The following is a 12104-nucleotide window of genomic DNA, read 5'->3' as shown; positions in this document are numbered from 1 at the left end:
AATTAGAGCGTTAGATGAATCTGTCTGAAATGTAAAAGTCTAGGATTCTAACAACTAAAAGCTAACAACTAGAAACTAAAAATTATGGCAAAGTCAAGTACAAAGGTTAAAAAACGTAAAGTTATTGTTGAAGCTAATGGAGAAGCACACATTGCGGCTTCATTCAACAATATCATTATTTCTTTGACAAACAAAAAAGGTGATGTCGTTTCTTGGTCATCAGCTGGTAAGATGGGCTTTAGAGGTTCTAAAAAGAACACTCCGTATGCTGCCCAAATGGCCGCTGAAGATGCTGCTGGTGTAGCAAAAGAAGCAGGACTGAAAAAAGTGAAAGTATATGTTAAAGGACCAGGTAACGGTAGAGAATCTGCTATCCGTTCTATCCATAATGCAGGTATTGAAGTAACAGAAATTATTGATGTTACGCCATTGCCACATAATGGATGTCGTCCTCCAAAACGTAGACGTGTATAATTTACAAAACGTATAGAATTAATATCAACTGTTTTAAATGGTTGATATTAATTTTTTATGTGTAAATTTGCAAACTGAAAAAAATTAACAAACAAGTATTAACGGGAGATCAACGTTTATCGAAGGATAAGATTAAGACCTTAATTCATAAACACTCTCATAATTTAATTAAGAAATGGCAAGATATACTGGTCCTAAAACTAAAATAGCCCGAAAATTCGGTGAAGCTATTTTTGGAGATGATAAAGCTTTCGAGAAAAGAAACTATCCTCCAGGTCAACACGGTGCAAACAAGCGTCGTGGAAAAAAATCTGAATACGCTATCCAGTTAATGGAGAAGCAAAAAGCAAAATATACTTACGGTATATTAGAGAAGCAATTCAGAAACATGTTTAAAAAAGCAACTGCTGCCAAAGGAATTACTGGTGAAGTATTGTTACAATTGTGTGAGTCACGTTTAGATAATGTGGTTTTCAGATTAGGATTGTCTCCATCACGAAGTGGTGCACGTCAATTGGTTTCTCACAGACACATTACCGTCAATGGAGAAATCGTGAACATTCCTTCTTACCAGTTAAAAGCGGGTGATGTTGTTGCCGTTAGAGAAAAATCTAAATCTCTTGACGCTATTCAAAATTCATTGTCTAACTCTAACAACGTTTATGAGTGGATGACATGGAACAGCGAAACTAAACAAGGAACTTATGTTTCAATTCCTGCGAGAGTTCAAATTCCAGAAAATATCAACGAACAATTTATCGTTGAATTATACTCTAAATAATAAATTAATCATATTGGTATTTAGCCAAAGGGTTTATTGGTCTTCTTCAAACTTATATACCGCGCAACTAAATAACAATTAAAACGAAGAATTATATGGCAATATTAAATTTTCAGAAGCCCGACAAAGTCATCATGATTGATTCAACTCCTTTTGAAGGAAAGTTTGAATTCAGACCTTTAGAACCTGGCTATGGATTAACTGTAGGTAATGCTTTAAGAAGAGTTTTGTTGTCTTCTTTGGAAGGATTTGCTATTACATCTGTTAGAATTGAAGGTGTTGATCACGAATTTTCTACAATAGCTGGCGTAGTGGAAGATGTTACTGAAATTATATTGAACTTAAAGCAAGTTAACTTTAAGCGTCAAATTGATGAAATCGATAACGAAACTGTTACCATTTCTATCTCAGGACAAGACCAAATTACTGCTGGTGATTTCCAAAAGTTCATCTCAGGATTTCAAGTGCTTAACAAAGATTTGGTAATCTGTAATTTAGATTCCAAAGTGAGCATTAATATGGAGTTGACTATTGAAAAGGGTAGAGGATATGTTCCTGCTGAAGAAAACAAAAAAGCTTCTGCACCAATTGGCACTATCTTTACAGATTCAATTTATACGCCAATAAAAAATGTGAAGTACAGTATTGAAAACTTCCGTGTTGAGCAAAAAACAGATTACGAGAAACTGGTTTTTGAAATCATCACTGATGGTTCAATCAATCCTAAAGATGCGTTAACTGAAGCGGCCAAGATTTTAATCCACCATTTCATGTTATTCTCTGATGAGCGTATCACATTAGAAGCTGATGAAATTGCACAAACTGAGACTTATGATGAAGAATCACTTCACATGAGACAACTATTGAAGACCAAATTGGTTGATATGGATCTTTCCGTACGTGCACTTAATTGTTTAAAAGCTGCAGAGGTTGATACCTTAGGAGACTTGGTGTCTTTCAATAAAAATGATTTAATGAAATTCAGAAACTTCGGTAAAAAGTCATTAACAGAACTAGAAGAACTAGTAAACGTTAAAGGTTTGAACTTCGGAATGGATTTAAGCAAATACAAATTAGATAAAGATTAGAGTATTTACGATTGTAGATTTTAGATTTACGATTGACAAGTTCTGATTTTTTCAAAATAAAGATTATTAACGACTCATAATTTGCTCTCCGGATGGATATAGAAGCAAGATGATGTCAAATTTAAAATGTCATGAGACACGGAAAAAAAATAAACCATTTAGGTCGTAAAACCGCACACAGAAAATCAATGTTGGCAAACATGGCTTGTTCTCTAATTGAGCATAAGCGTATCAACACTACAGTTGCAAAAGCGAAAGCTTTAAAGCAATTTGTTGAGCCAATGATTACAAAGTCAAAAGAAGATACTACACATAACAGACGAATTGTGTATGCCAGATTGAGACAGAAAGAAGCGGTAGCTGAATTGTTTAGAGATGTTGCACCAAAAGTTGGCGATCGTCCAGGAGGATACACACGTATCATCAGATTAGGAAATCGTTTAGGTGATAACGCTGATATGGCAATGATCGAATTAGTTGATTTCAACGAAATTTACAATGTTGACAAGCAGCCTAAGAAAAAAACAACTCGTAGAGGTCGTTCTAAAAAATCTGATGCTACTGACGCAACTGTTGCAACTGCCGCTGCCGGTACTGCTGCTGCTGCTGCTGCACCAGTAGTTGATAAGAAAGCAACCAACGAGGAAGAAGAATAAATGGTTTTACATTTATAAATATAAAAAGGATAAACGTTTTAGTTTATCCTTTTTTTTATGCAATTTTGCGAAATTCATTCCGGCGTAGGCAGGAATCTCATTAAGCAGTATGCAACAACCTTTAGGAGCTTTGGTTCAGCCGAATAAACAATGGGGTGTTAAATCAGATCTTATGAAAAAACAAAACTAATCAGATGAAATACAACAAAAGACAAAAGGCCATCATTCTACTTTCAGATGGCACTATTTTCCACGGTAAATCAGTAGGTAAACAAGGTTCAGCCTTTGGAGAAGTTTGTTTTAATACGGGAACCACTGGGTATCAAGAGATTTTTACAGATCCTTCATATTACGGACAATTAATGGTCGCGACCAATGCACATATTGGTAACTATGGAACGCATGCAGAAGAAGTGGAATCTGATTCTATTAAGATTGCAGGCTTAATTTGCAAAAATTTTAGCTATAATTATTCCAGACCTGCAGCTGATGCCTCTCTTGAAGAGTTTTTTGAAAAGAATAATCTTTTGGCCATCTCAGATGTTGATACGCGAGCGCTTGTAACTTATATAAGAGAAAATGGCGCCATGAATGCGGTCATTTCAACGGAAGTGGAAAATATTGAAGGATTGAAGAAACAGTTGGCTGAAGTGCCTGATATGAACGGTCTTGAATTGGCATCAAAAGTCAGTACCAAGGAGCCCTATTTTGCAGGTGATGAAAATGCCACCTATCGCATTGCAGCACTCGATTTGGGCATCAAGAAAAATATTCTTAGAAATTTGGCCAAAAGAGATGCGTATATCAAGGTGTTTCCATATGATGCTACCTTTGAAGAAATGAATGCTTTTGAACCTGATGGATTTTTTCTTTCTAACGGACCTGGAGATCCAGAACCTTTAGAAAACGCCATTTCTTTGGCGCAAGAAATTATCAAGCGCAACTTGCCGCTCTTTGGGATCTGTCTTGGACATCAAATAATTGGTTTGGCCAATGGCATTTCAACCTATAAAATGCACAATGGCCATAGAGGGATCAACCATCCAGTAATGAATTTGCTGACTGGAAAAGGGGAAATTACCTCTCAAAACCACGGGTTCTCTATCAATAAGGAAGAAACGGAACAACATCCAGATGTTGAAATTACACACACACACTTAAACGATCATACAGTGGCAGGAATGCGCATGAAGTCGAAAAATTGTTTCTCGGTACAATACCATCCCGAAGCAAGTCCGGGTCCGCATGATGCGTCTTACTTGTTTGATCAATTTATAGAAAATATTCAAAACAAATAGTACTAAAACCTACAAAAAAACGTCAGATTTTTTGAGGTTTTCTTATAGCGCAATCATTATCGCTTATTTTAAATGGAATTCTCAAAGCGTGTTGGGACTTTGGGGCAACTATTTCGTAAATTAGCAATAACATGGCGGCACAGATTGGCTTCGGTTTTTCGGTGTCTCATCATATCAAATAAACAATAACACTAAATAATAGAACACAATGAGCATCATCATCAACATTCATGCAAGACAAATTTTTGATTCACGTGGTAATCCAACAGTAGAAGTAGATGTCGTAACAGAAAACGGAATCATGGGACGCGCTGCGGTACCTTCAGGAGCCTCAACAGGAGAACATGAAGCTGTGGAGCTGAGAGATGGTGGCAAAGCATACATGGGCAAAGGTGTCTTGAATGCTGTTGAAAATGTCAATACCGTAATTGCTCAGGAACTTTTGGGGACTTCGGTGTTCGAACAAAATAAAGTAGACCAGATGATGATTGATCTGGACGGTACCAAAAACAAATCAAAATTGGGTGCCAATGCTATTCTGGGAGTTTCCCTGGCAGTTGCCAAAGCAGCAGCAGGAGAGTTAGGCATGCCATTATATAGGTATGTTGGCGGTGTTTCAGCCAATACACTTCCAGTACCTATGATGAACATCATTAATGGTGGCTCACATTCTGACGCGCCTATTGCATTCCAGGAGTTTATGATTATGCCTGTCAAGGCTAAAAGTTTTACGCATGCCATGCAGATGGGGACTGAAATTTTTCATAATCTAAAAAGTGTATTGCACGATAGAGGTTTGAGTACAGCTGTAGGTGATGAAGGCGGATTTGCACCAACTCTGGAAGGTGGTACGGAAGATGCTTTGGATACCATCAAAAAAGCAGTTGACAAAGCGGGTTACACGTTAGGAGACGATGTTATGATTGCTTTAGATTGCGCTGCCGCAGAATTTTATGTGGATGGCAAGTATGATTATACCAAATTTGAAGGCACTTCAGGAAAAATAAGATCAAGTATAGAACAAGCCGATTATTTGGCTGAATTGGCCTCTAAATATCCAATCATCTCTATTGAAGATGGGATGGATGAAAACGATTGGGAAGGTTGGAAATATCTAACAGAAAAGATTGGTCATAAAGTTCAGTTGGTGGGTGACGATTTGTTTGTGACCAATGTAGAACGTTTGTCAAGAGGTATTGAAAATGGCATTGCCAATTCAATTTTGATCAAAGTGAACCAAATTGGAACCTTGACTGAAACTATTGCTGCTGTAAACATGGCACATAATGCAGGCTACACGTCGGTAATGTCTCATCGTTCAGGTGAAACGGAAGATAACACTATTGCTGATTTGGCAGTGGCTTTAAACACCGGTCAAATTAAAACGGGTTCAGCATCGCGTAGTGATCGTATGGCCAAATACAACCAATTGTTGCGTATTGAGGAAGAATTGGAGAATGTAGCCTACTTTCCACAAGACAAAGCCTTTAAACTAAAATAAACTTAAGGTTTAAAACGTAAATAAAAGCCCATTCGTTAATTCGTATTGGGCTTTTGGTATTGTAATCACGGGATAAGCATCAAAATTGTAGATGAAGGTGGTTTTGAAGGCAAGGTTCTCCCAAATTTTGAATAAGATGCTTGTGGTGCTAGAAAGTCGGTAATCTTTTAAGGCATCCACCCGTGGTTGGTAATAGCTGGTGCTGATGATTCCAATACTTTCTGTAGGATAAATACTGAAAGAGACATACGCACTTCCTCGGATATCTTTACGGGTTTTGTTGTCTTCAACTTCTGAAGCTTGTTCATACTCATACATGATAAGCGTCCCCAAATAAAAACGATAATCTTCGTTGGAGGATAGTTTAAAACGTGGTCCCGTGCCAATCAATCCCCTGAAATCTATTTCTGATATAGCATCATATTGGGCTTGTACAAAGGCTTCCATTTTTATGGTTTCCGTTACGCTATGGTTGTAGCGCAAGTGTTGGGTGCCTTTATTGACGAAAGATTCTCCCGCTGCTTTTTCAAACTTCAGGTCATTTATGAAAAGCCATAGCTCCTTTTTATTGTTATACTGCACATCAGCTGTATTGGCAATCTTGAAGATGCTATTTTTGTTTTTGATCAAGCTGGCGTCTAAACTCACAGACCCCGTCCATTTTGCGGAATCCGTTTTCTTCCGTAAGGTTTCAACGTTAATGACTTGTGATTGGGCATAACCATATATGAGTAAGAAAAACAAAAAAATAATTTGTTTCATGAAAAGAAATTCAAATTTAAATAATTGAGTTTTAACATTCCATAAGAAGAATGAAATTAATTTAAGGACAAAATTAAAAAACTTATGTGAAAAGAGGCCTTTGAGCGGTTGTTTTAAATAGATTTTGCAAATTTAAAAAGTGTTAAAATGCTTGTTAAGGTGCTTTAGAAATTGTGATAAATTTTGTAAATTCGTGATTATCTTTTCAGAAACACAAATTCAAAATAAACTTACAAATACATATGTCAGATAAAGCTACGTTAGAAATAAACGGTAAAAAATACGAATTCCCATTGGTTGTGGGAACTGAGAAAGAAGTTGCCATTGATATCAGCAGTTTAAGAAGTACTACAGATAGTGTTATTACACTAGACCCAGGTTACAAAAACACAGGTTCTTGTGAGAGTGCCATTACATTTTTGGACGGGGAAAAGGGAATCTTGAGATACCGAGGATATTCCATTGAAGAATTAGCCGAAAAGGCCGATTTTCTTGAAGTAGCCTTCTTGCTTATTTTTGGTGAATTGCCAACTACTGAGCAATTGCAAAAGTTCCATTCAGATATCAAGGCACAATCAGTTGTGGATGAAGATATTCGAAAAATAGTAGATGCATTTCCAAAATCTGCACATCCAATGGGTGTTCTTGCATCGCTTACGAGTGCATTAACAGCTTTCAACCCGTCTTCAGTCAATGTCAATTCTGAAGAAGATATGTATAAAGCCATCGTAAAAATTTTAGGTAAATTTCCTGTTTTGGTAGCTTGGACCTTCCGTAAGAAAAACGGATTGCCATTAGATTATGGCGATAAAAATTTGGGTTATGTAGAGAACATTTTGAAAATGATGTTCAAACAACCTAATGAGGATTATAAAATGAATCCAATTGTCTTAAATGCATTAGACAAATTATTGATCCTTCATGCTGATCATGAGCAAAACTGTTCTACCTCTACGGTAAGAATTGCAGGCTCATCTCATGTTGGTTTGTTCGCATCACTTTCTACAGGTATTTCCGCACTTTGGGGACCACTTCACGGTGGGGCCAATCAAGCCGTGTTGGAAATGTTGGAAAGTATTAATGCTGATGGTGGAGACACTGACAAATACATGGCAAAAGCTAAAGATAAAGAGGATCCGTTCCGATTGATGGGCTTTGGACATCGTGTTTACAAAAACTTTGATCCAAGAGCTAAAATCATCAAAAAAGCAGCTGATGAAGTATTGAACGACTTGGGTGTTGAGGACAAGATTTTGGAGATTGCCAAAGCTTTAGAAAAAGAGGCTTTACAAGATCCTTATTTCGTAGATCGTAAGCTGTATCCCAATGTTGATTTCTATTCAGGAATCATCTACAGAGCGATGGGCATCCCAACGGATATGTTTACCGTAATGTTTGCATTAGGCCGTTTACCAGGTTGGATTGCACAATGGCGTGAAATGAGATTAAATAAAGAACCAATAGGAAGACCGAGACAAGTTTATGTTGGTGAAACCTTAAGGTCATTTAGAGCGATAGATAAACGTTAGAATAAAACTATTAATGCTAAAAAGCTTCATTTTTATAGATGGGGCTTTTTTTTATACTTTAGAGCATGCTAAAATTAAATATTAAAAACGAAACTTCTCGGTTGAGAGCTGTCGTTTTGGGAACAGCTATTAGTAATGGACCAACGCCTAAGATGGAAGAGGCCTATGATCCAAAATCTTTAGAGCATATCAAAGCGGGCACGTATCCTGTAGAAACAGATATGGTGAAAGAAATGGAAGCTGTGGCCAAAGTTTTTGAAAAATATGATGTAAAGGTCTACCGGCCTGAACAAGTTGCTGACTATAATCAAATTTTTACAAGAGATATCGCTTTTGTTATTGATGATATTTTCGTTAAGGCCAATATCTTACCTGATAGAGAAAAAGAATTGGATGCCATTCAATATGTTATTGATCAAATCAACCCAGAAAAAGTGATCCGTCCTCCAGAAGAAGTCCATATTGAAGGTGGTGATGTGATGCTCTGGAATGACCATATTTTTATAGGCACCTATAAAGGCGGTGATTATAAAGATTATATTACAGCGCGCACTAATATTGAAGGTGTTGCTTACATCAAAGAGTTGTTCCCCAATAAAATCGTTAAGGAATTTGATCTCGTGAAATCAAGAATTGAACCACGGGATAATGCGCTGCATCTAGATTGTTGTTTTCAACCTGTAGGAAAAAATAAAGGGATTATTTATAAGAGTGGTTTTAGGGAAGAAAGTGACTATATGTACTTGGTCAATTTATTTGGAAACGAAAACCTCTTTCACATCACCCGTGAGGAGATGTACCATATGAACAGTAACGTGTTTTCCATATCAGAAGATGTTGTGATTTCAGAACGGAATTTTACACGTTTAAATACATGGCTTCGCACTAATGGTTTTACGGTGGAAGAAGTGCCTTACGCAGAAATCTCAAAGCAAGAAGGCTTGTTGCGTTGTAGTACGATGCCTTTGATAAGGGATTAAATAAAGATCTGGGGTAAGAAAGAATATTTATTCCAGTTTTTTATGGGTTTGAGTCAAGATTTAGAGACTACTTGCAGCAGAAATCAAAATAGTTGCACAACATGTCAATAGAAAATTGTAGCTCACATTTTCGGTAAAATAGAAATAAAATAAGAAGGCTAGATTTGTAAGCCCATAAATAAAAATTGCGGTGTGAAGAAATACCCAGTCATCCATGTACGCAGCTAGAGCTGTAAGTGCAATTACATTACTAACGATGTAATATGAAAGTGCAACCAGAATTTTCTTTTTAATGGGGAATTTTACAAAGTCATTTCCTATAAATTAATTTTATGGGAAAAAAATAAATGCTCACCATTAGAGCAATAATTAGGTTGACAAAAGGTGGAATTATATTTTTTATTGTGAAAAAATACATTACACTCATTAAAAGCACTAAAATATAATCCCTTTTAAAAATTCTTGTAGATGTCATATCAATGGTTAATGAGTTAGCTGTAATTAATACAAGATAAGCTGAGTTTTAACAACTTCTACTCTTATGATCCCAGACTTATTACTTCCCATACAAAAAATAGTTGTTTACCAAATCAATATAAATACGTTTGGCCTCATCAGGTGAGACACTGCTTACTTGAAATAGCGCATTGGTTTTAAAAGCATTGATCATTGGTTTTTTTCCTCTCGGGGTTGAATAGTCATTAGTGGCCTTTTTGTAATACGCATAAAGACGAAGTAACAAATCGGCAGGGAAAGGTTCACCATAGCTGTTGATGCGCTCTACAGCCTCTTCAAATTCAATATCTAAGCTATTTGAAGTCATTTTGTTTCGGCAATCACAGTAACACCACCTTTTACTTTCTGATTGAGCGCCACTTTTATATCTGAATCTAATGGTAAAAATAAATCAACTCGTGATCCAAATTTAATAAATCCTGAGTCTGCGCCTTGTTGCACCTTAGCGTCTACTTTGGCATAATTGATAATACGTTTGGCCAAAGCACCGGCAATTTGACGGTACAAAACCTGTCCGAAGGTATTATTTTCAACTACAACAGTGGTACGTTCATTTTCCTCACTCGATTTTGGATGCCACGCTACCAAAAATTTCCCGGGATGATACTTGCTAAAAATAACCTTACCACCAATTGGGTAGCGTGTGACATGTACGTTAATAGGCGACATAAAAACAGACACCTGTAGGCGCTTGTCTTTAAAAAATTCTTTCTCAAAAACTTCTTCAATCACCACAACTTTTCCGTCAACTGGCGATAAAACATGCTGGTCATGAAGGGCGCCTATACGTTTTGGGTTTCTAAAAAACTGAAGGATAATGATAAAAAATGCAACAATAATTAGCATTAACGTGGTTCTTAACCACGATAATGTGACAAAGTAATCAATGCTCATGATGGCAATTACTACTAGAGCAATAGAAATCATGACTATTTTATGGCCTTCTTTATGAAACATAGGGGAACAATCTTAAAAATAAATATAAAAATGGTGCTGCAAAAATAATACTATCTAACCGATCTAACAAACCGCCATGTCCTGGCATAATCACACCACTGTCTTTAACATCGGCTTGTCTTTTGAACTTAGACTCTATCAAGTCACCTAAAGTACCAAAAACGCTTGCAATAATACTCAATATTAACCAATTTGTAAAATCTAATGTGCCGGTGAGCCAAGCAATGAAATAACTGGCAATACAGGCAAAAAACAAACCGCCCAAAAAGCCTTCAACAGTTTTCTTTGGAGAGACACTCGGAAACAGTTTTTGTCTCCCAAAATTCTTTCCTACAATATAGGCACCTGTGTCATTGACCCAGATCAGTACAAACACACCCAATAATAATAGAGGTGTAAACTCTTTATTGTTATTGGCAATCAGTATTAAAAATATAAACGCACTAGTCAAATAAAAGGTAGTCAATATAAAGCGCTTGGACTCAAACAGCGGAATAGTTTTTTCTGAAAACAAATCCTTGATCAAGAATAACTGGACAAAAATGGTAATGACATGCAGTATTTTGATGGCTTCATTAAATCCGGCATCCGTTTCTGGGATAATGCACCAAACACTAAAACCAAGATACATCAATGTAAAGACGATATATGGAGCTTTACTTTCTAATTGGATGAGTTTTTTAAACTCGGCCATACAAATAAGTCCAAAGATTAGAAAGAGCAACACCAGAACGTATTGCCAATAAATTGACAGTATAAGCAATGAGATATAGATGGCGCCAGAAACGGCCCTTGTGCTAAGTTCTTTCATCTACATTTTAGGTTGTTATGAATGATAGATGGCACATTATAAATAAACTTTTGAATATAAAAAACGTAAAAAATTTCATTATAGATCTTCTAGCAGCAGCAAATATAGGTTTTTTGAGCTACTTCCATAAGTAAGAAAGTCTTTATCTTCTAAAGTCTTAAAATGTTTAATGGTTGTAATATTGGTAGGAATTTTATTTCTGTTCTTATTTTTAATGCCTCTCAATCCTTCTCCAATATTTTCAACAAACTGGCTTGTTGTGGCATAGATAATGAAATTTGGAGGCAAATCTCTCAGTTTTTTCTCCGCTATCTGGTTTGAAGAAATCAATAAAGAACCGTCATCTGCAATTAAATACTCACATGTAGAAAAGAAGTATTCACTTTCTGATGACTTTTTTGTGGCTTTGAGGTTAAAATCCTTGAACAGGTCATTAAGCTTGGAATCAAATAAAAATACATTTTTGTCCTCCCAATTGTTTTCTTGAAGAATATTATTTAAGGATTTGTAAATTTCTTCCATATTCTCACAATACAGAAACTTCCCACCGTTGGCCTTGAAATTTATAGTGAATTTTTCGTCTATAGGCAACTTGATTTCAGGCATATATTTGCCTCTCTCTTCGCTTTTTATGTTATCTTCTGGCGTGTTTTTTAGGCCGAAAATTTTACGAAATAGACTCATGTAAGGGTTGCTATTAACCTGATTTTACTAATGGTTACCTCAAATATAAAAAAACTTAAATTAACAT

General features: G+C 36.2%; 13 protein-coding genes. 8 read left to right on the top strand and 5 right to left on the bottom strand.

The features are described from left to right. Window positions 1–84 precede the first annotated feature (84 nt). The 6 genes from rpsK (at window position 85) to eno (ending at window position 5798) form a co-directional block, all read left to right on the top strand. Window positions 85–474 (top strand): 30S ribosomal protein S11, encoded by a 390-nt coding sequence (rpsK, locus tag A9996_RS14025; RefSeq protein ID WP_066436307.1) that lies wholly within the window; start codon window positions 85–87, stop codon window positions 472–474. Window positions 475–649: 175 nt separating this feature from the next. Beyond that, complete coding sequence (gene rpsD / locus A9996_RS14020) at window positions 650–1255, top strand: 30S ribosomal protein S4 (protein ID WP_066436304.1); 606 nt, start codon at window positions 650–652, stop codon at window positions 1253–1255. 95 nt (window positions 1256–1350) lie between these two features. Further along, complete coding sequence (locus A9996_RS14015) at window positions 1351–2343, top strand: DNA-directed RNA polymerase subunit alpha (protein WP_066436302.1); 993 nt, start codon at window positions 1351–1353, stop codon at window positions 2341–2343. A gap of 131 nt (window positions 2344–2474) precedes the next feature. Next, entirely contained in the window at window positions 2475–2999 is a 525-nt protein-coding gene (rplQ, locus tag A9996_RS14010) for a 50S ribosomal protein L17 (protein ID WP_066436299.1), read from the top strand. A 194-nt stretch (window positions 3000–3193) separates the two neighbouring features. Next, window positions 3194–4297 carry a glutamine-hydrolyzing carbamoyl-phosphate synthase small subunit gene (gene carA / locus A9996_RS14005; RefSeq protein ID WP_066436297.1) on the top strand — a complete coding sequence of 368 codons (1104 nt, stop codon included), beginning with the start codon at window positions 3194–3196 and terminating at the stop codon, window positions 4295–4297. Between the two features lie 208 nt (window positions 4298–4505). After that, a complete protein-coding gene (gene eno / locus A9996_RS14000) occupies window positions 4506–5798 on the top strand; it encodes a phosphopyruvate hydratase (RefSeq protein WP_066436295.1) in 1293 nt (430 codons plus the stop codon). A 9-nt stretch (window positions 5799–5807) separates the two neighbouring features. Here eno and A9996_RS13995 read toward each other — a convergent pair whose 3' ends face one another. Further along, entirely contained in the window at window positions 5808–6560 is a 753-nt protein-coding gene (locus A9996_RS13995; protein WP_066436292.1) for a DUF481 domain-containing protein, read from the bottom strand. 242 nt (window positions 6561–6802) lie between these two features. Here A9996_RS13995 and A9996_RS13990 point away from each other — a divergent pair, with 242 nt between their 5' ends. After that, complete coding sequence (locus A9996_RS13990) at window positions 6803–8089, top strand: citrate synthase (protein ID WP_066436289.1); 1287 nt, start codon at window positions 6803–6805, stop codon at window positions 8087–8089. A gap of 65 nt (window positions 8090–8154) precedes the next feature. After that, complete coding sequence (locus A9996_RS13985) at window positions 8155–9069, top strand: dimethylarginine dimethylaminohydrolase family protein (RefSeq protein WP_066436288.1); 915 nt, start codon at window positions 8155–8157, stop codon at window positions 9067–9069. 556 nt (window positions 9070–9625) lie between these two features. Here A9996_RS13985 and A9996_RS13980 read toward each other — a convergent pair. The 4 genes from A9996_RS13980 to A9996_RS13965 form a co-directional block, all read right to left on the bottom strand. Beyond that, window positions 9626–9892 (bottom strand): acyl-CoA-binding protein, encoded by a 267-nt coding sequence (locus A9996_RS13980; protein ID WP_066436286.1) that lies wholly within the window; start codon window positions 9890–9892, stop codon window positions 9626–9628. Continuing rightward, a complete protein-coding gene (locus A9996_RS13975; protein WP_066436284.1) occupies window positions 9889–10542 on the bottom strand; it encodes a phosphatidylserine decarboxylase family protein in 654 nt (217 codons plus the stop codon). Before A9996_RS13975 ends, A9996_RS13980 begins: the two co-directional genes overlap by 4 nt. Further along, window positions 10532–11353 carry a phosphatidate cytidylyltransferase gene (locus tag A9996_RS13970; protein ID WP_066436277.1) on the bottom strand — a complete coding sequence of 274 codons (822 nt, stop codon included), beginning with the start codon at window positions 11351–11353 and terminating at the stop codon, window positions 10532–10534. Before A9996_RS13970 ends, A9996_RS13975 begins: the two co-directional genes overlap by 11 nt. A 78-nt stretch (window positions 11354–11431) precedes the next feature. Then, window positions 11432–12037, bottom strand: coding sequence for an LUD domain-containing protein (locus tag A9996_RS13965; RefSeq protein ID WP_066436274.1), 606 nt, complete (start codon window positions 12035–12037; stop codon window positions 11432–11434). Window positions 12038–12104: the final 67 nt, after the last annotated feature.

Origin of the sequence: Gelidibacter algens, assembly GCF_001678675.1 — a bacterium.
GTDB classification, from domain to species: Bacteria; Bacteroidota; Bacteroidia; order Flavobacteriales; family Flavobacteriaceae; genus Gelidibacter; species Gelidibacter algens.
The sequence above is the reverse complement of the archived record's forward strand: the minus strand, read 5'-3'. Positions and strand labels throughout refer to the sequence as shown.